Genomic DNA, 22,280 nt, shown 5'->3' on the forward strand with positions numbered 1-22,280 from the left:
GCCCACCTTTCGGTGAGCCCTTCTAGACCGCCCAGCAGAGCGGATTTTGTTTGGTAGGCGCGATTGGACTCGAACCAACGACCCCCACCATGTCAAGGTTGACCGTTGAGCAGTCGTAAACAGTTGAAATGCAAAGGAATTGTTGAAATATCACGACACCCTAAATTGAGCTTATTACCCTAGAAGAATCAATAACTTAGCGCTGTATTTTGCTACAGTAAAATGCCTTTTCAATGATAAATAGCTCCTAGGCTGCGAAGCGCATTCACGTCCCTTGCTATTGGCATGCTTCTCGCCCACGATTGCCTGCTGATAGGTCTAGCCCAGCAGACATCTAACGTCTAGTAGCCGCATATCCAAATACAGTCAGCTATGGGCGAAATAAACTCTAAAGGCGATAACACTAAGCTTGTAATACTTCCCTCTCCAACACTGGAAACTCAGTATCAAGAGCAGTTGCTAAGCCCTGTCCAAAAAGGCGAAACAATTCGATATCTTGCAAAATTTCCCCCGGGCCACTGGAACGTCCGGCCTGGAGAGCGTGAGCCACATCGTTTCTCCGCTGAAAAAAGGCATCAACACGCAGTGTCACATTTGAAACTAGCTCCGCCCTCTTAGATGCACCAATCAATATTTTCAACTTGGGATCACGGCAAGACTTATTAATAATTTCCGAAATCCCAATATCTTTAAATAGCTCCGCCATTTGCTGCGGCCTCATATTATTAACATTATGAGCCACGGTTTTAGCAACATCAGAAGCAAGATCTTTTTTTAATGTGAAGTTTAGGATATGTCGAATACTGTCTTCCATCTCTCGAGCACGTTCCTCAACACGCGAAAACTGAGTGCGAGCCTTGCTATCTAATGCCTTTTTCCAGACTTTCCCCGCCAAAGCCTTTGGAAATTCTCCATGACCATTGACTCTTAAACATTTCTCTTTAAAAGCTGACATCACCTGCTGCCGTATATACTCCTCATAAATAGCGGCAAGCATTAGCGTGGCTGCATTACCTGCAGAGATTCTAGCCTTCGGCGAAAGACTACTGGATATCCCTTCAGTTGGCCCTACAACCACCTCAGCCAAAGCATCGAGCTCACTAGAGAAGTCATCAAAGTTTAATGAGAAATCGGACATTAGACTAGCTCCGCTCCTTCTCGGAGTATTTTCTCCAACAAAGCTATCCTTTCTTTAACAGCTTTCGCAGTATTCCCCTGACCAGTTAGCACCCCATCCCTGTCGCCACTTGCAAACTCTTTCACTAAACGTTTTTTAATTTTTTTATGCTGCTCAAGCAGTTTAGGAAGTTCATTTAACTGACGGTACACCGCCACCAAGCTTGCATCATAAAGTGCCGAAGAAATTCGGCGACGACCTTTATCATCTGCGGGTAAAAGAAATGGTTTAGGCCCAAAAATCTCCACAGCAGCACTCAAAACCTTGTTGAATTCTGCACCAAGCTCAACCGCTATCTCTTCGGCGATGTTCACTCTTGATGCCATTGCTCTGTCAAGCATTGCCTTCATAGAACCGCGAATGTTCTCTTCATCACGCAAGGCGAAATAACGCAACACTAACTGGCAGTCTCCCATGGAAGCATACAGTGTATTTTTCTGGCGACTAGGGTTCTCATAGTAATCGCTGGGATCAGACTCTATGTACGGCGGAATACCAAATACCTCAGTAAACAAATGACCTCTCGCAAGGTCTACTACCAGTTTATTAAACTTTCCAGGATATATTGCATTTCTAATCTCCTGAGCATTGAGCTTAGTACCGCCAGTATTCAATCGATCGAATACGAATCGACGCACATCGGTAATTGTAAACTCATTATCCGGCGATCGCTCACTATCACTTTCAAGCAACAAGACGATTGCCGAAATTGATGCTCTATCTAAAGCTCGCTTAATTCTAGGAGGCGCTTTAGCATATCTTAGCCCATTAAGCGGAGAGAGAACCTCTAAACCGGTAAGGTAAAACTCCCCCTCTTGAAATTCTTTAATAGCATTGAGACGTTGCTGGCCATCCATGACTTCATATCGAGCGCCATCATTCTCGTACAAAAACACTGGTGGTATTGGTATATTAAGTAGCAGCGACTCAATCAAGCGAGATTTCTGTGTATTTGACCAACGTAGCCTCCGCTGGTATTCCGGACGAAGATTAAGGACTTCTCCTTTTGAAACTAGATCTCTGAGTTGAGGCAAAAGAAAATTATTTGTCTGATAGACAACGCGAAACGCGTGCTTAGCAAAAAACTCATCTGGAGACACTGTACCGGTTGAGGCCGGTGCTTCGTCATCACCCTGCTCATCCATGTCCAAAATCTCAATACCATCCTCAATTTCGAAATCCATCTGTGCCATTGTTTTTCCCCAAGTGATATTTTTTTGTACTCTAACGCATACATCTTAATTAGTCAGTAATTTGCTGCACTGACATCCTTATGACTCAATACGCAATTATCAACAGGACTACGCGGATTGCGCAGCAAGCTTTGGTAGCGCGGTCCCGCGGCCTCTTTTTTCGATGTAAAAAACCAGAGATGACTTTCCAAAAGAGTTATTCGAGATCTATCGCTGATCACAAGGCTCCAGCTTAGACTGCGCCTTAGACCTCTGTAAGGCGACTTTTGGAGTAAAAGTATGGGCCGAAATCTACATGGCTTAACGGAGTCTCAACTCAACAGGAAAAACTTAGGCGGGCCGCATCCTTTAGCGTAACTCAAACATAAACTGCGCTCTGTAGGCTGCGTGGATTGCGAATCTGCTGTGCGATAAACGTTTTTGCCCCTTTCAGGCGTCCTGCCTAACACGTGAAAATAAAAATAACCTTACATCACTCACTGAATACCAATAGTCAGCGACTTACCGCACGCCTGCGCATACTTACGTAGCGTCTCCAGCGATGGTGAATGCTTGCGGCTGGCCAGTGACATTTCAATGCGGGCCAGCGCCGAAGGTTTGACGCCCATGCGCTCAGCCACCTCGGCCTGTGTAAGCCCTGCGGATTTCCGCGCCTGTAACAGCACCTCTAGCGCCGCAAATTCGTCTTGCAGGCCAGAGTAGGCATCCGCAAATGCAGCGTCTTCCTGGCTGCGCTTAGCTGCATAGTCTTGTGGGTTGAACACTACCGGTGCATACCCATCAGCTTTTGACGTATTCATAAAGTAACCTCCTTCAATCGAGTACGGGCGAGCTTCAAATCAGCCGCAGGGGTTTGCTGCGTTTTCTTGATAAAGCCGTGCAAAATTACAATGCGCTGCCCAACCAACGTGCAAAACAGCGCCCTTCCGATGCCCTCCGCCCCTTTGGCGCGAATCTCAAACAGCCCATCGCCCAACGCTCGCGTATGTGGCAATCCCAAATTGGGCCCATGCTCGACCATCCGGCCAGCAATCGCGGTGAAGCTGGCCACGATGCCCGTAGGCCAATCCAGAATGGCCGACTGCACACGGGCGTTGAAGAATTCGATCTGATAGCTCATGGATAGACATTAACATGCATGTTAATCACCGACAACACTCCCTCCGGCGTTCTGCCGAACAAGCAATGAATAAAATCCAATTTTTTGAAAGACTACCATCTGATGGCGAGCGCTAAAACAACCCACCCAATGCATCAGGTTTCCAATTCATGATGATCAACTCCCCCGTCACCTCCGCCTTCCCCTGCCTCTGATTCGCGGTCGTGTACCGAATCTCGGTCGTTTCAAAATGAAACCCCTCGAATACCCGCCGAATGTCTGGATGGTCATTGATGCTGACCATCACCTTGCCTTTGCAGCGCCGCATAAAGTCGGCCATGCGCTCGTAGTTTTCAAAGGGGAAATCAACGCCGTAGCCAGCAGTCTGCCAGTAAGGCGGGTCCATGTAGTGGAAGGTATGCGGTCGGTCGTAGCGCTCTGCGCACTCAAGCCAGGGTAGGTTTTCAACGTAGGTGCCGGCCAGGCGCTGCCAGGCTGCAGACAAGTTTTCTTCAATGCGCAGCAGGTTGATTGCAGGGGCAGTCGTTGCGGTACCGAAGCTCTGCCCTGAAACCTTGCCACCAAATGCATGGTGCTGCAGGTAGAAGAACCGTGCGGCGCGCTGGATGTCGGTCAAAGTTTCCGGGCGGGTCATTTTTTGCCACTCGAAAATCTGCCGTGAGCTGAGAGCCCACTTGAATTGCCTTACGAATTCTTCCAAGTGGTTCTGCACTACGCGGTACAGGGTCACCAGGTCGCCGTTGATATCGTTTAGCACTTCGCATGGCGCGGGCTGTGGCCGCAGGAAGTAGAGCGCCCCGCCGCCGGCGAAGACTTCGACGTAACATTCGTGGGGTGGGAACAGGGGGATAAGGCGATCGGCCAGGCGGCGTTTGCCGCCCATCCAAGGGATGATGGGGGAAGACATAATTTGCAAGACCTTTACTGTATGGATAAACAGGTGCTAGGCTCGCTCCGCTTTGTGCACAGAGCGGGAGCCTTGGCTGGGCTTGCAGGTAGAGACTGCGGGTTCGGTGGCCGGGCTGGATGTTGACGCATCCGGCTTCGGCCGCTCCTTTTACTTTGTGCCTGATACTTCTTTGGCGTAGGCCTGACAGGCCTGCAGCGCGATCAGTCCTTGGTCGCCGTCGCCGGTGATTCCGATAATTCGTTGAGCATGCGCTGGGTCAAGTTGGGCTCTATGGGCGCCATAAACCACGTCGCCGGTGCGGGTGGCGGTTTGCATTCTGTCACAACCAGCCCCGGCGGCGTCGAGTTGGACTGACAGCCGCAGGTCAGTAGTAGCAAGGCGATCACGCAGGCGTGCCTGTTTGGTTTTCTCATCGATCAGGGCTCGGTAATGGGCTTGGTTACTGGCTGCCAGCCATTGCTCCAGGGCGAGGCGCTTGCCCTGCTCTGCCAAAACCAGCGCGGAGTTGGCATTGGCCAGATTGGTACGCTCGGTTTGGTGGGTAGCTTCTTTGGCGGCCAGTTGCTGACCGTAGGCGTTAGCCTGCCACTCCCAAGCGGCCCACGCGCTGCCCGCCATCAGGGCCAGGATGATCAGCAGCCCCCCGCCCCACTTCACCGCATCGATCTTCACGCCAACACCTTCAGCGCCCGGGCGTACAGCGTCTGCCGATCGGCCGCGCCGTTCTGGCCACCGTTGATGCGCTGGGTGATCTTGTCGAACTGGCCCGCGTCGGCCAGTGTGCTCAGGCCCTTGGTCGCCCAGAACCATGCCGCTGACATGCAGGCGTGCTGTGGTTTCTCCAGCAGCTCGGGCTGCTTGATCAGGTCAAGGCTCAGCCCTTCGCCGCAGGCCACGTAGTTGGCCCGGCCGGTGATTTGGATTAGGCCACGCCCTCGATACCTAGAACCGTCACCGGTCACGGTGTTACCCAGGTCTTTGCGGCCTTCGTATCTGACTTGGGCAGCCGTTGGGCCCCAGATTTCTTTGACGTGTTTGAGCTGGCCAGACTCATGGCCAATCTGGGCGATAAACGCGGCTACGCGCTTCGCGCCAACAATCTGGTACCGGCTCATCGCGGTGTTTAAGACAGGAACAAAAACGCCAGCAACTCGGCTGGCGTTCGGGAGGATCTGCAGCAATTGCTGCACGGTAATGGGCATGACTTTCTCCAGGCAAAAAAATACCCGCACTCGGCGGGGTTCTGTATTGCTGCATGGTTCAGCTTGGTCGTGCTGGCCGCTGACTTGATTCGGGATAGCCTTCGGCATCCAGCTTCCACGCTCGCACCTGGGTTCGATAGTCACGCCATTGGCGCTCCGTACCTTCCACCTGCTCACCATCCTCAATGGCCTCCAGTTGCTCAGCCACAAACTTGCGCTCCTGCTCGATCCACTGGACTTCGACAGCTATCAAAGGCACCAGGCGTGCAGCCTCGGCCTCAGCTTGTATGTCTGCTGCCTTGCGCAGTTTTGACCAGTCAATATTGCTCATACTTCGGCCCCTCAGTGGCTACAGGTAAAGGTCCTGGCAACTCAACCGGACCGTTCTTGGTGACGGTTATGGGCACGGGGAATGCCTGCGCCTGGCTGTAGTTCCAGGGGTTGGGCAAAATCAGGGTCAGCTGAAGCTCGCCATTGACTCGGGTTACATTCCCGGCAAACCACTCTGACTCGATTGCCTCTCTGGGTAATACATCTCCTTCCTCCACCCTGGAAAAGTCAAAGACCTCGCCATCAACGGAAAGGGTATCGCCTGCTTTTCTATAAGTAATCGTATCGTCTCTGCGCTGAGGACTCAGTGTGATTTTCATTATTTCCAGCGCCCTATTGTCTGGTAGGAGATTTCATGAGACTGCGATGTTAGGGGGCCATATAAAAAGGAAGGGTGAACTGCAGACGGACTGAACCCCATATTAATACCGACATATATATTATTCAGCCCATTGCTATAATATTGCATAGCACCATAGAGCAATGGCGCTCCTCTATTAGCACCGCCAAAGAAGTTGAAAAAAACAGCGGATCTGAAAGAGCCCGGTACAAAATTCGCGGGCTGGTCCGTTTCATTAAATCCGGCACCTTGACCCGCAAGCGTCTGAACATTGAACAACTGGGAACCCCAAGTAATCAGTGTTCCATCTGCAAATTTTGTGAAGTTGCCTTTGGCGTTGGAACCTTGCTCGATGATAGCCCCTCCCGCCACCGTACCTACCAGATTTGCAACAGCCGCCGACCCCAACCCCAGTCCAGAGCGAGCCTGCTCCGGCGTAGTGCCACCTGTACCACCTTTCTCGATGGGTACTACGTTTTCAGTCGAAACCGAACCTAAACCCAGCCCAGAACGAGCCAACTCCGGCGTAGTACCGCCTGTACCACCTTTCTCGATGGGCACTACGTCTCCGGTCGAACCAAGGCTTTCGACCTTCTCATACAGTTCCTTTGTCATCGCATTGATTTTTATGCTGGCTGTACGCGGCGGATCGCCGCCCAAGCCATTAGGCGGCGTACCCAGGATGATTTCTTGCCGTGCCATGATTTTTATCAACCTATGCTGAATGGAAAAGGTAGACCTCTTGTTCGGATAACGAGAGCCGAAGGCCTGATGTCGGGTATATCTCGAAAGATAGGGCTTTCCGAAGGAATTGAGCTATTGAGCAACTGACCCCATGTGGTTTCAGCGGAGATTACAAACTCAAACTTAATCGCCCCAATCATTCCGGCGCAGCCCTCGGTCAAGGCGCACTGGTAGGGTGTATTTACTACAACGCGGGCGGCGCATGTCACCGCCCGACTCCAGGGAAGGAAAGCAGCAACCTCCCCCTCCCCTGGAATCGGGATACTTACTGAGCTTTTAATTATATTCCCGTGTACAGAATTGTACCCTCCGGCATAAGCAGTAACTGACCATCCCGGTATATGGCTGTTAGCCCCGCCTCCTTTACCCGGAGGATAAACATTCGCAATAATATTCAGTGGTGCCTGTCTGGAGTTAAACGTAAGAACACCATCACTTTTATAAGTTCTAAGCGCGGGACCAGTACCGGCATCGCGCATAAGGTCAAAGCAATAGAACTTACTCTCTGGTGATGCACCTCCATAATAGAAGGTGACCGAATCACCAACCACTTTTGTTCCGGCCAAAGCCCCGCCACCTGTTATAAACACAATCGGAGATTTGGCGCCTACGACCGTAAACCCATGTAGTGCATCAGCAGGACCTGAAGCAGACCAATTTCCACCCCAGCCGGGATCTTTCTTGCAGGCGTTCGATATACAGACATATCTGCTCCAGTTTTCTATATAGGATAGATACCCGCTTTTAATTAAGCCGTATGCAATTTTATCGGTATCAAACAGCAGACTTCCATCTTCTTTTCTTACGACCAAGTTAGCCATCAATAATAACCATAGTAAATTGCACAGTTCGCAGAAAAAAATCCCCACCCGTTTCCCGCATAGGAATATTGCCAGCTCAACGTCGAGCCATTTAGCGTTACTCCCGGGCGCTTCCCTTTCGATCTGTTCATATCCACAAGTGGTGCCACTGAGAAATAAGCTGTTTTCCCTGCTGGTGGATGTGGGATTTGAATGGTGCCATTTACCCCGTTCGTGATAACGCTGCCCATGTTCTGGCTGATGTTGCTGGTCATATCAAGGATGACTTGGCCATCCATATTTTTGATGGTTAATCCTGTCATGTCATAGACTCAAATCGATGGCAGTCACACCATTGGGGTGATACATGCGAATTGAAGTGCTGGTTTGGACCATTCGCCCACCACTGCTGCTTGTGCCGTTATTTTCAAAGGTGCCATCCTTGCCCAAATGCCAGCCTGTCAAACCTGCCTCCCATCCTGTTGAGCTGAGGTCGCCCACCTTGGCGTTGGTGATCGTGCCATCCTGAATAAACGCCGACGCCATAAATACCTGCCCGTTCTCCACCACAAACGGTGTGAACACCTCCCCGCCAGCTAGCGCACCGACCACGGCAAAGCGATCCGCACTGACCAAGAACTGGCTTTGCGTCACTCCTTCAGCGTTGGTTTCGATGCCCAGTCCGATACCCGCAGTGACCAGTTGGCCATTGGCATTGACCTGCATTTTGACCGACCACATGGCACTGGCCTTACCCTCGAACTCAGCCTGGGCCTTGCTCACGACCTCCACTGCGGCAGATGTTTCCCCCACCTCAGCCTGAACCCGGTCGGTGCGCACTGCCTGGGCAAAGTCACGCTCGGCAATCACGGACATAAGCGATTCGGCACCCGCCGAATAACGCTCATCCCCTGCACTGCCGTTCTCGTCGCCCGCAGAGCCGGAGTCGATATACGCATACACACCATCGACTTTCTCAGCCGTTGCCGTGACCTTGCCGTCGAGTGTTTCCACGGTACTGGTGAGCGAGCTCAAGCCGGTGGCTGTGGCCTCCAACCCTGTTTCAGGGTCAGTGACCTTGGCGTTGATTGCATTGAGCTGCTCGGCCTGCGCTGTGATCTTGCCGTCCTGCTCGGTGATGCTGGCCGAGTTTTTCTGCACCTGCAGCACCAGGGCATTGGTGGTTTCGGCCAGGGTGCCCATATCGAGCCAGTAGGTTGCATCTGGCGGCGAATGGCCTGTGGTGGATGCCATCGCCTGAAACAGCCGATTACCCAAGCGCACCACTTCGCCAGAGGCATAGGCCTTGGCGTTGTCGTACTCCAGCGCATCAGTGATTTCGCCGATAAGGCCTTCCAGTTCCTTTTTGGCTTCGTTAAGACGGTCATTCACGGAGCCTGAGCCGTCGCCATCAATCAGCTCGATTCTATCCAGTAGCTCCTTGCCCAGCTCGGTTTCGCCTATTTGCCCAGCGATCAACTCCAGCACCGGCCCCGCCTCGGCGCTGGCCTGCCCCATCACCCCGTTTTTCACCGGATAAAACGGCCCGATATTGCCGGTGCGATCGACCAGTCGCGCCCAGAAGAAGAACTGCGCGCCAGCAGCCAAACTCTGCAGGCGGTAATCGTTCTGCGGATAGGCCAGATCCGACAGCTTGGTGGCGTTCTCCAGGCTGTTGGATGGGCTGTACCAGATTTCGGTGCGCTGGGTGTCTTCTGCACCAGGTGGGAAACCCCATTTGACGCCAATTTCAAAGAGCCCACTGTGTGTGGTGAGGTGAGTCACCGCCGGTGGCAAACCCACTTTGCCCGCCAGCAACACTTCCATGCTGCTGCCCCATACCGAGGCCACCCCAAGGGCGTTTACAGCGCTGACGCGGGCAATGTAGCGCCCGCTGTAGACGCCTTCGACTTCGGCACCCAGGGTGCCGTTGGACGGCAATCTGATCCAGCTGCCGCTGTCCTTGCGCCATTCGACGTTGTAGGAAACTGCCCCCTTCGATGCGTTCCAGCTGATACGCATGGTGGTCACTGCCAGCCCTTGGGCAATGCTGCTGCGGGCTTCGATCTGGATATTGTCCGGTGGACTCATCACGCCGGGCGGAATGATGCTGATCGGTTGTGGATCGATACGGGCGCCGTTGTCGATCGCATCGTATTTGCCCGGCTCATGTTGCACGGCCTTGATTTCGAACTGGTGCAGGCCCTGGGGCTCGATGGTTTGCACCCGAAAGCGCATCACGGCCAGGTCGGCGCTTTCAACCGACCAACTGCTTTCGGGCTGTGGCAGTTCCGAATAGTCGGCCAGTAGGGTGACTTCGTGGCCAGACACTGACTTGACGATCCGGCCTTCGGTCTTGCCGCTGGGAAGGTTGAGGATCAAGCGATCTTCAGGCTGGATCTGCGCGGCAAGGTCGAGGGTAATCACCCGTTTGGTGGCTGCGCGAATTCGCCCGCCGCTTACCCGCCCGGAAAACAGCTCGTCTGCAATGCAGATGATTTGCCCGGGCTCGACGTTGCGCCCTTCCATGCCGGTAGTAAAACCCACCGTCCAGCTCTCGTACTGTTCGGTTTTAAGCAACCACACGCCGTGGCGCATGGCCTGGCCCTGGGAGGTGCAGCCAAAGGCCGAGATATCTTTTTGGCGGTGGCCAAGGATGCCGATCAGTTCTTCGTTGGTGACCGGTACCGGTTCGGTTTTGAAGTCGTTGGCCGGGTTGTCGTAGCTGACTTTGACCCGCGTGTGCCGGTCTGGCCAGGCCACGGCGCCGTACTCGAATTCGCCGATGATATTGGAGCGGGTGAACACGTAGCCGTCTTCATTGCCCGGGATATCGGCCACCATCGTGACCATCGAGCCATTCCAGCAGCTGCTGCCACGAAACACGCTGGCCAGGTCGGACAACAGCGCGTAACCCTCGACCTGATCCTGAATGTAGACGTTGGTGGTCATACGCGGCTCAAGCCCACCAAGGCCGTCCTTGACCATCACATCGCAATAGCGACCAATCTCGTACAGGGTCCACTTGTCGACCATATCCGGGGTGATGCGACGGCCCAGGCCATAGCGTCGGTGCAATAACAGGTCGTACCAGATCCAGGCCGGGTTGTTGGTATACGCCTGTTTAAAGGTGCCGTCCCAGCTGCTGGTGTAGGTGCGGGTTTCGGGGTTGTAGTTGCTCGGTACCCGAATGATGCGCCCGCGTGCCCGCAGGCTAAATTTAGGGATGTTCTGGAACTGCGAGGCGTCGAAGCGCAGCGCCCCCAGCGCCAGATTGGGGTAGCGCAGTTTGGCGTCAATCACCTCAGTCAGCGCCTTGATGCGCATGGTGTCGGCCCAGTTCACATCATTGCGGTTGGCCGTCAACCGGCGCACACGCACCAACGCCGAGGTGAAACCTTCGGGCAGGTCAACCCGGTGGCTGCGCTCGTACTCGGTAGTGCCTTTGTCCGCGAGGGTGGCATTGAGATAGGGCTGAAAACTGCCGCCATCCACTGACAGCTCGATGACGTAATCAATCCGGTACCCAACCTGGTCGCCGTTGCTTTTCACTTCCCATATTTGCGGCCAGGCCAGACGGATACGGACTGCCGACAACTGTGGGTCAGTGATGGCCCGCGTCCACGGTGAATCCGAGCGCAGTTCAACCGGGAAGCCCTGGGTGATCTCGTTTTCAATGGCCGGGAAGCCTGCAATATGTTCTTGATCGACAGTACCCGGGCGAAAGTCCCAGCTTGCACCGGGGAAGTTTTCGCCGCCGTCCGGCCCATGCATCGGCGTGCCGTCGAGTTTGACCGACTCCAGGCCGTTGACCGGCCCGACAATTGGCCCTTCGCTGAGGAAGTACAGCAGGTTGGCATGGGAGATCGACAGCGCACTGTCGGGGGCCTTGTAAGGTTGGCGTGGCTTGCTCTGGCCCCCTTTGGCCCCGGAAATGCGGGCAGCCTGATGCCGACGCTTGCGTGTTGCAACGCGCGCCGTTGAGACTTTGCTCATGTCATGTCCTTACTGTTGATCTTCTGCGTAGATGCCCGCCGAGCCCAAGGCCCCGCCTATGTCGCGCTCGCCATACAACAACGGCTTGCAGCGGCCTTGCGCAGTGGTGGTGACAGCTGAACCGAAGGCGTAGCTGGCTTTGTTGCCAGAGTCTTCTTGCCCCAGCAAGCCTGCGGGCGACGGTGAAAGCATCGCCGCCACCCCGCCAATGGCCATACCGGCGCCAGCAGCGGCCAGGTAGTACTGCTGGGTAATCACGCCGATCACGATCAGCACGATTCCGGCGATGGTCTGGAACAGACCCGCCTTGCGGCCCATGACAATGGGGGCGATGCGGATTGGCTCGGGTCGGCCTGAGCGCATATCCATCTCGTCCGCCGACAGGTTCTGCTTGCCCCGGAATACGGCAAAGGTCAGGCCGCGCTCTTCCGACAGGCGCAGAAAGCGTTTGAAGCCGGGTATCGATACGCACAGCGCGTGGATCGCCTCGGCACAGGAATGCACCGCCAGCCGATGTTCACGCCCAAAGCGCGCACCCAACACGCCGTAGAGCATGACCAGCACCACCAGCGGCTGGGCCGTGATTATCGTTCGAGCGGCCATCAGCTTTCCTCCGGCATTTTTTGGTGCCGCAATATCAACACGGTGTAGTCGGCCCACATACCGCCGTAGACGTCGCGGCTGGATTTCTTGTTATAGCGATGGTGCAGGAAAGTACGCGGCGCCGGGTGCAGGTCGGGCACGCTGGCCAGCAGTCCGTCACCGAGGTAGATCCCGGCATGGTTGGGCGCATTGGCGTTTATCTGCATCAGGATCATGTCGCCCTTGCGCAGGTCGGCCACCGGGTAGAACCCGGCCTCCTCGTAGTATTTTTCGTAGAGGCTTTCACCGGTTGTCCACCAGCCATCCCGGCGCGGGTAGTTGGGCAGTGCAATGCCGTACTCACGGCTGTAGTAGTCGCGGCACAGGGCGTAGCAATCCAGCAGGCCGTGGCCGTAATCACGGCCAATTAGCGGAGCCTGATAGCCGCAGGGCTTAAACTCGAATAGCTCGCCCGAGGGCCAACTGATAATTGCCCAGGGCTTTTCGTGCAGTTCGCAGCTGACGCGATCGGCCATGCTCGGTTGCGCTGGGGTGTCCGGGTGGCTATGGACGATAACCCGAATGTCACCACGGTCTTCCGCGTCGGCCAGGTCTTCCGGGTTGATGATGAAGTGTTCACTGGGAGTGCTGGCATCGTTGCGGCATGGCACGTATTTCTGGCGCCCGCCCTCGGCAATCACGACACCGCAGCATTCCCTGGGGAACTCGGCAGCAGCGTGAGCCTGGATCTGTTTGATCAGGGTTTTATTCATTGTTTACTCGCCCAAGGAAGTCGCCGGGGTGCCGCCAAACGGCAGGGGGTTGCCTTTGCCGAGACGTTTTTCGCAATCGCTGACCCGCCCGCCGCAGCGGTCTAGCGCGGGGTCTGACACCGGGTTGCCGTCCAGATCAAACATCAACACGCCGGTGTAGTTGCAGTCTTCGCCCCGGTACTCGCCCCACAAGCACCATTCACAGCGACTCATCAGTTGCCCGCCGGGTAGCATCTGGCCTTTGATCGCGGTGGGCGATGCACACTCAAAGGTCACCTCTTCACGGCTAAGACTTAGCGCCTGATTGATGTAAGAGATGTTCAGGCGTTCCATCGGGCTGGCATCGGGGTTGCCACCGGGGAAATTCGCCGCGTCCAGGTACTTGGCGTAGGTTTCCCGCACCGTCAGGCGTACCCCGCTAAGCTGGTGGAAGTTCAGGCACAGCGCCGTGATCACCCCGTCCAGATTGCCCAGTTTGAGCATGGGGGTTGAGGTGTTGCCTTCCATACCCCGGCCAAAACCACTGACTTCAAAGGGGCGAGGCTCGTAGCGCTCGCCCTTCCAGATGATCGGCCCGGATTGTTGGTGCGCGTGGTAGCGCAAGGTGCCCATACCCCGTGATTCGCCGTCCAGCTCAACCAGCTGGATCAGTGAGCCGGGTTCAAGTGTCTGGTCGTCTGCGGTGATCATGGTGACCTCAAGGGTTGAAGACTTGCTGAAAGGTGGTGCTCAGGGTGTATTTTTTCTTGCCCAAGGTTTGCAGCTGCCAACCGCCCGCCGTGATAAACGCACCCTGCTGTTCAAGCGGCGGCGTCCACAAAAAATGCTGGACGCCTTTATGCCGTTTGAAGAAGTCCCGAATCGGGATGATGTAGGCCGCGTTGCCGGTGAAAGACACCGCCCAACTGCCTGCGATGTTGTTGATCCCCACCGACAGGCGCTGGCTGTAGCCGTTGTTGTATTGCGAGGTCAGCACATTGGGCTGGTCGTCGCCCGCAGACCCCACCCGGGGTGACCAGGTAAATAATTCAGCCATTAGCCTCTCCGGTTATTGGGATCGAGCAGGCCGTTTTGGCCCTTTTCCTTGATGATCACGGCGCGGGCGACCTTGGGCATTTCGGCGCGGGCGGTGTCCAGCAAGGCCCGGCCCATCGCTTCGTAGCCTTCAGTGGCAGTGACTGAGCCGCCGGAACCGTCGCTCTGTATATGCAGGTGGATTTGCGGCGCCGCTGACGGGCTGGCTGTTGCAGACGACTGGCTCAACCCCGGTACCGAGAAGTTGTTGGACCTGCCGACATAACCGCCATCGGCATAGCCCCGCTGGTTGAGCTGGTCCAGGTACGAGCGCATGCCGGGCTGTTCGACCACTTCCTTGCGCAACACAAACTCGCCGCCGTGTACCACGCCCTTGGGCTCGTACTTGCCACCGTTGCCGGTGTAGCCGCCCTCGGAGAAGCCGGTAACCGCCGTGGCGGCGATCATGCCGACCGAGGCGTAACCCAGGCCACGAATCAGCGAAGCTGCCGGGATGCCCATGATTGGCCCGAGCTCCAGGGCTTTGGCCGCTGCCACTTCGGTGCTGACCATTGCCTGAGCAATCGCCGCTGCCTTGCTGGCCAGAAACAGCACCTTGTAGGCAGTGGAGCCCTCCCCGGCCATTTGTTTCATCATGTCGGCGGCGTTACTGGTCAGGTCGGCAAACACCGCGATGGAGCCAAGTTTGTAAGCGTCCTGGATCGACTCGAGCTTTTTGTTGTTCTCTTCGTTGATCTCGACCTTGCGGTCCAGGTATTGCTGTTCGCTGATCAGCTTCTGGTCGAACAGCTTTTGTTGGCGCTGGAGTTCTTTTTCGTGCCATTTGGCCAGTGCCTTGTCAGCCTCTGCGGCCTTGATCAGTTCACCACCCGGCCCGCCGACAGAAGCGTCCAGGCCGGTGAAGGTCGGCGAAGTGTTTTTGCCAACCGATGCTTTTGAGATGGCATCCGCACCGTCGCGGTACTGATCCGAGGTCAAACCGCCCTGGGCCTTGAGCTTGGCCAACTCGGCAAAACGCTTGCGAGTGGTGGCCAGCAGGCTGTCTTCCTGACGCTGAACATCGCTCATCAGGTCTTTGTAGGACTTCTGCGTGTTGAGGTTGTCCAGCGCGATGGCAGCACGCTGCAGGTCTACCTTTTTCGCTGCATCCAGCTTGCTCAGGGTGCCTTTAGTGATCTCAAACTCGATCTTGGCCAGCTCGGTTTTGGTCGCGTGAACCTCGGCCTGTTCGTTGAGCGTGCGCAGGGTACGGCTGTAGTTGTCGTCCAACTGTTTGGCTTGCCGGGCGGCATCGTCTGCGGCCTGTTTGGCCTTGCGTGCGGCCTCTTCCTGAGATTTTTTCGCCTGTTCGCTGGCATCGGCCACTTTGGCCGCTGCCTGGGCCTGACTGAGTAGCGCCAGCCCTTCCGGGGTTTGTGCCAGCCCTTGCTTGGCGCCCAAGCGGTTGATTTCGCCCAACTCAGTGGGGTCTTTCAGCTTCTCGGTTTTTTCCTTGAGGGCATCGATGCGCTTCATCCATGCATCGGTGGTGGCGGCATCGGGCGGTTTGATCTTGCTCAAGCCCGCGCCAAGACCTTCGGCGGCACCCTGGGCATTGTTCATGACCAAAGTCATCGACGAAATCTGAGTGCCGAAGGTAAACACCTTATCGATGATCTGCTGATACTCACCCGCCAGTGCCTGCAATTTGCTGGTCAGCTCGGTGGTGGGTTTGATGTTTTGGACAAGGTTCTGTGTGGCCGAATCAATATCGACACCGCCCTGCATACCCCGGCGAAAATTCCCCGACGCAACTGCCCGCTGATACTGGTTGGCCTGAAAGTTTTTACCGCCCGAGTAGTTCCCCGTAGGGCCCTGGGCAATGGCCTGCATGTCCTTGAGGATTTCCGCAGCACGTTTCTTGGCCTCGGCCTGCTCCTGCGTCAGTTTCTCAAGGATCGGGCGCCGTTGTGCTGCGCCGAGTGCTTCCCATTCCTTGCGCAGTTCCTCGATGGGGCGTTTCAGATCAACAGCGGCATCACCAGCTTTTTCCGCATTGTCACGAAACAGCAAAAAGCTCGCGGCCACGGTGCCGGCCACCATCGCCAAACCGGCAGGACCGCCCAATATGCCCAACAGCCCACGACCAGCACGGCCGACCAGCGCTGTGGCCGCATTGTTCGCGGCCTGCGCCTGTGTCTGCGCCATTGTCGCTTGCTGATCGGCCAGACGCGCCAGGCGCAAACGGCCCAGGGCAGCGGTGTGGGCATCGGTGAAGCGGGCCGCGGTGACTTCCGCCTCGGCGGCAAACACGTTGGCCGCTGTTCGCCGTGCCGCAGCCGTCGCAACGTCCAGTTGTGCCCGGGCCTGGCCGATAGCGGCAGCGTTGGTCGCCCGCCAGGCACCGGCCTGCGCCAGCAGCATTTTTGAAAGCTGCCCAACCTTCAACCCCGCGTATGCAGCACCCAGCGTCATCACCGTGGCTGACAGGCCGTCCATATTGTCAGCGACAAACACAATCGCGTTCGACAGTGCTCGGGTGCTGCCGGTGGAACTGTCGGCACCGCCCACCCATGCCTGAAAGGCGTTGTTGAGTACCTGCATCGAGCCGCTGACGGTCGGTGGCAGCTGTTTGTATTCTTCACGCAATTTGCCCAACTGGCCGATCAGTGCTGAAACCAGCTTGTCAGTGGTCAGCAGGCCACCATCGGCCATCGCTTTCAGCGCGCCAGTGGTGACGCCCATGCCATCTGCCAGCGCCACCATTGCGCGGCCACCGCTTTGGCTGACGCTGTTGAAGTCCTGCCCACGCAACACGCCTTTGGCAAGCGCCTGGCTGAGCTGGGTGGTAACTGAGGTGACTTCTTCGGCGCTGGAGCCCGACAGTTGAAAGCTGGTGGCCAGCGCTTCGGTAAATTGCACCGATTCTTTGGTGGAGTAGCCATACTCCTTCAGCGACCGTGAGGAACGGGTGAACAGGTTAGCGTTGTCCGCAAATGAGGTGGTGGTGCGCTGGCTGATGTCGAAAAGCGACTTCTGAGCAAACTGAAACTCTTCGGTGCTCGATGTCGCCAGCTTCAGGCGGGCATTGATCGAGTTCCAGGCGTCGGCTTGGTGTACCAGATTGCCAACTGCCAAAGCCCCCACCATCACAGAGGCGTAATTGCTCACCGAGCGGGTGAGTGATGACACCGCCGAGTTTTGCGCGGTAATGGCAGCCTGCTGCGAGCGCCAGCCATCCGCTGCCTGGCGGTTTCCGCTGGTGATGGTGCGAAAGTAGTTCTGCCCCATTCGCCCGGCGCGGGCCATTTCACGCTGATAAGCGCCGGTTTCCGCCGAGACACTGACAATCAGCTTGCGAAGGGTTTGGCCTGCCATGCTTTTCTCCGGGAATTAAAAAACCCGCCGGAGCGGGTTAGTGGATTTTGCGTTCACTCAAAATGTTGCCGTCTGGCCCCACATAGAACTGATTACCGTTTTCGCAGTTGGCAAAAATGACTATGTCATCTGGCGGCGTGCTCTGATTTTCGGCTAACCCAAGCGCATAGACCGCATCACAGCGCTTTTGCCGTGACACTTTTTCTAGCGCGATCCGATCACGCGCTTCAATGCGTTTGATGCCGTCTGCGCCCCAGTTCTCGTAATAGCGCGGGTAATCTTCAACAGAATATTTGATCAAGATGTCTTCATTCAGTACGACGCTGCCCGCATCCCGCTCCGGGTTGGACCAATAGAAACCCCACCAGATCAGCACAATGGCGGCCAACCCGGCGAATACGATGCCCCGCAGCTTCGATTCCTGATTTTTCTTTTTGGCCAACCGCCGACAAATCACGATCACGCCGACCAAAATAACGACCGAGGCTATTAACAGTTTTACCAACATGGGTGCCTTCCTTTGACAAAAAGGGTCAACTGTAACAGCTGATTCAGAAACCCCAACCTTCTCAGGCATCAGTCATGCCCTGCAGGTATGCCCTGAAAGAGGCTTCTCCTTCTGCCGCTTCCAGCTCTTCATCCACCGGCAGCACCTTTTCTGGTGCCCACTGCGGCATCATGTCGGAGGTCGTCACTTTCGCGCCCTGGGCCTGGAGCGTGGATGCAGCGATGATCGATGCCTGAATATCCCCGCGAATATCACCAATCGGTGACTGCCGGTCGTAGGCCATCCACAGCATCAGCTCTTCCGCGCTCATCTGTTCGCGCAGGTCGTGCAAGGTCATGCCCAGGCGGAGGGCCAACGCCAGCATAAAGGCCAGCGCCGGTTCCGCCGTCAGGCGTTTCCCGCTGCGTCCACCGGATCGGGAGTGTCTTCGTTCAGGCCGACGCCGCTCAGTTCAAAGACCCTGGCCGAAAGCCGGTCATGCACGGGACTGAATGCCTCGGCCACTTCGTCTACGTCCTCATCGCAGAACACCCGCTGCTGATTTTCGTCGAACAAGGTACGCACCAGGACAAAGGCGTAGAGCACGTTGGCGTTAACCTCCACATGACGCTCTGGCGGTGCCTCTTCACCTTCGGCTACTTCCACCGCATGAGCGCTGAGCCCCGCCTCAACACGGGCAGCAGATACCAGCTCGGCGGCGCGACGGCGGTATTCCACCCAGTCACCAGCACTCAGTGCCCGGACGGTCACAAGCGCACCGCCCCACTCTGCCACCGCCACGGTTTCGTGCTTGAAGTTGCGCAGCGGGTCGAGTGCAAACGCACGAATGCCGCCGACTGCGGCTTTTACGCGGGCCATTACGCTTTCACCGGCATGTTGAAGGAGACCGCACCGGTGATGCGGACGTTGAAGGTGCCGTTTACAGTGCCGTTGGGGGCGGCATCCCAGGTGAACTGGGTAACCAGGCCCAAAAAGTCCGAAGAGGTGCCGTCTTTGAATGCGGTGCTGAAAGCGCGTGGCTCGCCATCATCACGGGCGGTACGCAGCACCGTTTGTGCCTCGTCATCAGCCTTCCAGTTGCCGGACATGGTGAAGGTGCCGTTATCCGCGAGGCCGGTGGTGAATTCCTTGGCTTCGCTGGCCAGGGTCGAGACTTCGATTTCGTCCGACTGCCCGCCCTGGAACTGCGGCTGCTTGATGGTGACCGAAAGGTCTGCCCACAGCAGTGCAGGGTCTTTGGGGTTTAGGGTCGTGAGCTTCGACACTTTCAGCGCCGTGCCCTGCGTTTTAACAAACTTCGCTTTGGTTGGGGTTTGAGCGGCCATGTGGCCTCCTATCAAGGTTGCAGGGTGTATTCCCAGCTCACGCTGAAAAGTTTGGTGTCGTCTTCAAAGGCGTCCGGCAACCGGTCTGCGCTGCCGGTGGTGAAGTCGTCGCCGTCGGTGGTCATGGCGTTAAATGCCTGGCGGGCCAGGGTCAGGGCTTTGAAGTGACTGGCGCCCCAGGCGTCGACCTGAATACTCAGATCGCTGGAGCCGTCCCAACCGGTGAGGGTGAATCCGGCGCCTTCGCTGACGGTTTGCAGGATCAAACGGGGCAAGGCCGCGCCCTCGGGAGCAACGCCGAAGTACACACGCCCGTCGACCAGAGGCGAAAGCCTGTCGATTAGTGAGTTTTCGATCATGGGTTTACCCGGTGATGGCGCTGTCGATGCCTTGGGCCAGTTTGTCGGTAACGGCTTTTTCGATTTGCGGCAGGCTGCTATCCCACGCGGGGCGCATAAACGGCGCTGCGGCATGCTTGGACGTACCGAATTCAACAAACCACCAGTAGTAAGGGGCGTCGTAAACGGTCTTGGTGCTGCGTCTTCGCTTGCCCCGGGACTTGATAGCCTTGGTGGACTTACCTTTGGGCTTTTTGACCCGGATGCCCGCCGTGGCGCCGGTTGGGGTGTCCGCTTGTTTAAGTCGCGTTGCGGTGATGTTTTTCTTTAGTCGTCCGCTGCGCACGGGTGCCAGGGCCCGGGCTCTGTCACGGGCGACCCGGGCGCCCGCCATCACGGCGTCCCGCACCACCTTGTTACCGGTAGCCCGGGACAGGCGCTCAAAGTCCGTCTGCAACTCCCCAAGCCCCAGAATGCTGACTGAGCCATTACTCATTGGGCTTCACCGTTTTGCACATAAGTTTGAGCATGTCCCGCTGGTTGGTCGGCAGCGGTGCAATGATTTCGTAGGTGATGCCGTCATGCACCAGGTGCTGACCGGCCACTACGTCCTTGCGGTAGCGAATGTTTATTTCGGCGTTGATCTGCGCCTGCATCTGCGACGCAGCCTCGTACATCCGCCCGGACGGGGCCTTGATTTCAGCCCAGACCTTGCCGATATCGGCCCAGCCTTTGACCGGTTGATTGAGTTCGTCCTTGGTTTCGGTGTGGCCGCGCAGCATGCACAGGTGACGCAGTGGACCGGCTCTCATACATTCACCCAGCGGTGGGGTTTCCACAGTGCGTTGGTGGCCATCGGCAGCTCAATGGCTGACACGCCCACCGCCACGGTTTCGCGGTTGGCGTACCAGTGGCCAATCAGCAACAAGGCGCCCTGTTGAATGCTTTTGCTAAGGGCGATCGCATTGCCCGGCGGGTCGGGCAGAGCCTGAGCGGGGTCGATCAGGGTGCGGTTGGTCCAGCTTTCAAAGGCGCTGAGCGCCGCATCGGTGTACCCCTGAATCAACTCGTCTTCGTCATCGTGAAACACCCGCAGTTGCTGTTTCACGAGGCTCAGTGCAATCAAGATTTGGCCTTGGGTTTGCGCTCGGCTTTCGAGCCTTCAACCAATGTGGCGATTTTCAAGTGGTCGACTGCCACCAGGGCGCAACGCTCGGAGACTTCCTGTTCGCCGGTTTCAATTTGAATGACGTGGTTGCCACCCTCCGCGAAGGGGAATGGCTTGGTGACCAATATCGTAGGCATGGCGATCTCCAGAGGCATGGGCGCCCGCAGGCGCCCTGCCCGTTATGCCGCGCTGAGGCTGAGGATTTTGACTGCCTGGGAGTCGACCAACATGCCGCCTACACGCTTGGTGGTGTAGAAACCCACATAAGGTTTGTTGGTGTACGGGTCGCGCAGTACCCGGGTGCCGATGCGGTCAACAATGGTATAGGCACGCTTGAAGTCACCGAAGGCAATGGCGTTGGCATCGGCTGCCACATCGGGCATGTCTTCGTTTTCGGTGATGCCGTAACCCAGCAGCACGGATGGTGCACCGGCTTCCAGACCCGGGCGCCACAGGTAGTTGCCTTCCTTGTCCTTGAGTTTGCGCATATAGGCGACGGTCAGGTTGCCCATCATCCAGGTGCCGTTGGCGCGGTAGCCCGCTTTCAAGGCGTGGATCAGGTCAATCAGGTTGTCGCCGGTGATTTGGCCAGCGGCGCCGGTGATGATCTTTTGCAGCACGCCAAAGTCGCGCTCGGCATCGTTTTTCATATCGAGGGTGTAGGCCAGCAAGCCTTTCGGTTTGTTGGTGCCGTTGCCAAGCAAAAAAGCGTTGCCCTCTTTTTCGGAGAACTCGCGGGCCACCTCATCGTTCAACCAGCCTTCAGCATTGAAGAACAAATCGTCCAGGCTGGTTTGGGTGGCTTGCGGGTTGGCGTAAATCTCGCCCATAAAGGCAGAGATTTGCCCCAGGGTCGGGGTGTCGGTTTTTGGTCGCTCGGCGGTTTCACCCACCCAGCCCGAACCGGCGCCGCCGAGGTTTACCAGGCGCTTGTAGTCCGGGGTGCCCACGGTGATCTGGTTGCACACCTGACGCATTGGCGAGGTTTCGCGCAGCAGTTCAATGATGCTGCGGTCCAGGTCCTCGGGAACGGCGTAACCGCCATCCGACTCGACGCCAATCTGCAGCGCCTTGGCTTGCAGTTCGCCCAACCCGGTGTCGATGCCCTTGCGCACAAACTGCAAAAACGCCGCTTTGTGTTCGCTGGCTGCCTTGGTGCCGGTGCCGTCCGGGCGCTTGAGAGCAATCAGTTCCTTCTCAAGCGAGGATTTCAGGGCATCAAGCTCGCCCAGTTTCTCGTTGAGGGTATCGACCTGCCCGGACAGTTTGCCCTTCTCTTCTTCCAGGCCATCGATACGCTTGTCGTTGGTCTTTTTGAACTCGTCGAACTTCTTGCCCAGGGCTTCGGCAACGTCATCGATATCTTTCTTTTCAACAGCCAT

General features: G+C 56.5%; 28 protein-coding genes. All 28 read right to left on the minus strand.

From position 1 onward, the window contains the following. Window positions 1-403 precede the first annotated feature (403 nt). The 28 genes from ACZRMH_RS22720 to ACZRMH_RS22855 all read right to left on the minus strand — a co-directional run bounded on the left by ACZRMH_RS22720 (window position 404) and on the right by ACZRMH_RS22855 (window position 22,280). Window positions 404-1,138: a HEPN domain-containing protein gene (locus tag ACZRMH_RS22720; RefSeq protein ID WP_464015367.1), complete on the minus strand. Its 735-nt coding sequence runs from the start codon at window positions 1,136-1,138 to the stop codon at window positions 404-406. Next, window positions 1,138-2,370: a GmrSD restriction endonuclease domain-containing protein gene (locus tag ACZRMH_RS22725; protein ID WP_464015368.1), complete on the minus strand. Its 1,233-nt coding sequence runs from the start codon at window positions 2,368-2,370 to the stop codon at window positions 1,138-1,140. The genes ACZRMH_RS22720 and ACZRMH_RS22725 overlap by 1 nt, the downstream gene beginning before the upstream one ends. Window positions 2,371-2,846: 476 nt before the next feature. Next, window positions 2,847-3,170, minus strand: coding sequence for a helix-turn-helix domain-containing protein (locus tag ACZRMH_RS22730; protein WP_464015369.1), 324 nt, complete (start codon window positions 3,168-3,170; stop codon window positions 2,847-2,849). Next, window positions 3,167-3,490, minus strand: coding sequence for a type II toxin-antitoxin system RelE/ParE family toxin (locus ACZRMH_RS22735; RefSeq protein WP_169908994.1), 324 nt, complete (start codon window positions 3,488-3,490; stop codon window positions 3,167-3,169). Before ACZRMH_RS22735 ends, ACZRMH_RS22730 begins: the two co-directional genes overlap by 4 nt. Before the next feature lie 112 nt (window positions 3,491-3,602). Further along, window positions 3,603-4,397 carry a DNA adenine methylase gene (locus tag ACZRMH_RS22740; protein ID WP_464015370.1) on the minus strand — a complete coding sequence of 265 codons (795 nt, stop codon included), beginning with the start codon at window positions 4,395-4,397 and terminating at the stop codon, window positions 3,603-3,605. 150 nt (window positions 4,398-4,547) lie between these two features. Beyond that, window positions 4,548-5,072 carry a lysis protein gene (locus ACZRMH_RS22745; protein WP_464015371.1) on the minus strand — a complete coding sequence of 175 codons (525 nt, stop codon included), beginning with the start codon at window positions 5,070-5,072 and terminating at the stop codon, window positions 4,548-4,550. Continuing rightward, a complete protein-coding gene (locus ACZRMH_RS22750; RefSeq protein ID WP_464015372.1) occupies window positions 5,069-5,602 on the minus strand; it encodes a glycoside hydrolase family 19 protein in 534 nt (177 codons plus the stop codon). Before ACZRMH_RS22750 ends, ACZRMH_RS22745 begins: the two co-directional genes overlap by 4 nt. A gap of 58 nt (window positions 5,603-5,660) precedes the next feature. Beyond that, window positions 5,661-5,933: a hypothetical protein gene (locus ACZRMH_RS22755; protein ID WP_464015373.1), complete on the minus strand. Its 273-nt coding sequence runs from the start codon at window positions 5,931-5,933 to the stop codon at window positions 5,661-5,663. Continuing rightward, window positions 5,920-6,252 (minus strand): hypothetical protein, encoded by a 333-nt coding sequence (locus ACZRMH_RS22760; protein WP_464015374.1) that lies wholly within the window; start codon window positions 6,250-6,252, stop codon window positions 5,920-5,922. Before ACZRMH_RS22760 ends, ACZRMH_RS22755 begins: the two co-directional genes overlap by 14 nt. Further along, complete coding sequence (locus ACZRMH_RS22765) at window positions 6,252-6,974, minus strand: hypothetical protein (RefSeq protein ID WP_464015375.1); 723 nt, start codon at window positions 6,972-6,974, stop codon at window positions 6,252-6,254. The genes ACZRMH_RS22760 and ACZRMH_RS22765 overlap by 1 nt, the downstream gene beginning before the upstream one ends. Before the next feature lie 8 nt (window positions 6,975-6,982). Beyond that, on the minus strand, window positions 6,983-7,837 hold the full coding sequence (locus ACZRMH_RS22770) for a hypothetical protein (RefSeq protein ID WP_464015376.1): 855 nt from the start codon (window positions 7,835-7,837) through the stop codon (window positions 6,983-6,985). After that, window positions 7,837-8,139 carry a hypothetical protein gene (locus tag ACZRMH_RS22775; RefSeq protein WP_464015377.1) on the minus strand — a complete coding sequence of 101 codons (303 nt, stop codon included), beginning with the start codon at window positions 8,137-8,139 and terminating at the stop codon, window positions 7,837-7,839. Before ACZRMH_RS22775 ends, ACZRMH_RS22770 begins: the two co-directional genes overlap by 1 nt. Before the next feature lies 1 nt (window position 8,140). Then, window positions 8,141-11,812 (minus strand): TipJ family phage tail tip protein, encoded by a 3,672-nt coding sequence (locus tag ACZRMH_RS22780; RefSeq protein ID WP_464015378.1) that lies wholly within the window; start codon window positions 11,810-11,812, stop codon window positions 8,141-8,143. Window positions 11,813-11,821: 9 nt separating this feature from the next. Further along, entirely contained in the window at window positions 11,822-12,415 is a 594-nt protein-coding gene (locus tag ACZRMH_RS22785; RefSeq protein WP_464015379.1) for a tail assembly protein, read from the minus strand. Continuing rightward, window positions 12,415-13,167, minus strand: coding sequence for a C40 family peptidase (locus ACZRMH_RS22790; protein ID WP_464015380.1), 753 nt, complete (start codon window positions 13,165-13,167; stop codon window positions 12,415-12,417). Before ACZRMH_RS22790 ends, ACZRMH_RS22785 begins: the two co-directional genes overlap by 1 nt. 3 nt (window positions 13,168-13,170) lie before the next feature. Then, a complete protein-coding gene (locus tag ACZRMH_RS22795) occupies window positions 13,171-13,857 on the minus strand; it encodes a phage minor tail protein L (protein ID WP_464015381.1) in 687 nt (228 codons plus the stop codon). A gap of 7 nt (window positions 13,858-13,864) precedes the next feature. Beyond that, on the minus strand, window positions 13,865-14,203 hold the full coding sequence (locus ACZRMH_RS22800) for a phage tail protein (protein WP_464015382.1): 339 nt from the start codon (window positions 14,201-14,203) through the stop codon (window positions 13,865-13,867). Further along, window positions 14,203-17,559 (minus strand): tape measure protein, encoded by a 3,357-nt coding sequence (locus ACZRMH_RS22805; RefSeq protein WP_464015383.1) that lies wholly within the window; start codon window positions 17,557-17,559, stop codon window positions 14,203-14,205. Before ACZRMH_RS22805 ends, ACZRMH_RS22800 begins: the two co-directional genes overlap by 1 nt. Before the next feature lie 37 nt (window positions 17,560-17,596). Then, entirely contained in the window at window positions 17,597-18,067 is a 471-nt protein-coding gene (locus tag ACZRMH_RS22810) for a hypothetical protein (protein ID WP_464015384.1), read from the minus strand. A gap of 61 nt (window positions 18,068-18,128) precedes the next feature. Then, entirely contained in the window at window positions 18,129-18,431 is a 303-nt protein-coding gene (locus ACZRMH_RS22815) for a phage tail assembly protein T (protein ID WP_463904746.1), read from the minus strand. A 23-nt stretch (window positions 18,432-18,454) separates the two neighbouring features. Then, window positions 18,455-18,925: a phage tail assembly chaperone gene (locus ACZRMH_RS22820; protein ID WP_464015385.1), complete on the minus strand. Its 471-nt coding sequence runs from the start codon at window positions 18,923-18,925 to the stop codon at window positions 18,455-18,457. Continuing rightward, window positions 18,925-19,392 (minus strand): phage tail tube protein, encoded by a 468-nt coding sequence (locus ACZRMH_RS22825; protein WP_464015386.1) that lies wholly within the window; start codon window positions 19,390-19,392, stop codon window positions 18,925-18,927. Before ACZRMH_RS22825 ends, ACZRMH_RS22820 begins: the two co-directional genes overlap by 1 nt. Window positions 19,393-19,403: 11 nt before the next feature. After that, window positions 19,404-19,751, minus strand: coding sequence for a tail completion protein gp17 (gp17, locus tag ACZRMH_RS22830; protein WP_464015387.1), 348 nt, complete (start codon window positions 19,749-19,751; stop codon window positions 19,404-19,406). A gap of 4 nt (window positions 19,752-19,755) precedes the next feature. Further along, window positions 19,756-20,226, minus strand: a complete 471-nt coding sequence (locus ACZRMH_RS22835; protein WP_464015388.1) for an HK97-gp10 family putative phage morphogenesis protein — start codon at window positions 20,224-20,226, stop codon at window positions 19,756-19,758. Beyond that, on the minus strand, window positions 20,219-20,542 hold the full coding sequence (locus ACZRMH_RS22840; protein ID WP_464015389.1) for a phage head closure protein: 324 nt from the start codon (window positions 20,540-20,542) through the stop codon (window positions 20,219-20,221). Before ACZRMH_RS22840 ends, ACZRMH_RS22835 begins: the two co-directional genes overlap by 8 nt. Beyond that, complete coding sequence (locus tag ACZRMH_RS22845; RefSeq protein WP_464015390.1) at window positions 20,539-20,838, minus strand: head-tail connector protein; 300 nt, start codon at window positions 20,836-20,838, stop codon at window positions 20,539-20,541. The genes ACZRMH_RS22840 and ACZRMH_RS22845 overlap by 4 nt, the downstream gene beginning before the upstream one ends. A gap of 14 nt (window positions 20,839-20,852) precedes the next feature. Beyond that, the gene (locus ACZRMH_RS22850) at window positions 20,853-21,035 is read right to left on the minus strand and encodes a hypothetical protein (RefSeq protein WP_464015391.1); all 183 of its coding nucleotides are present in this window, start codon (window positions 21,033-21,035) and stop codon (window positions 20,853-20,855) included. Between the two features lie 42 nt (window positions 21,036-21,077). Next, the gene (locus tag ACZRMH_RS22855) at window positions 21,078-22,280 is read right to left on the minus strand and encodes a phage major capsid protein (protein ID WP_464015392.1); all 1,203 of its coding nucleotides are present in this window, start codon (window positions 22,278-22,280) and stop codon (window positions 21,078-21,080) included.

It is taken from the genome of Pseudomonas sp. B414 (genome assembly GCF_055408445.1).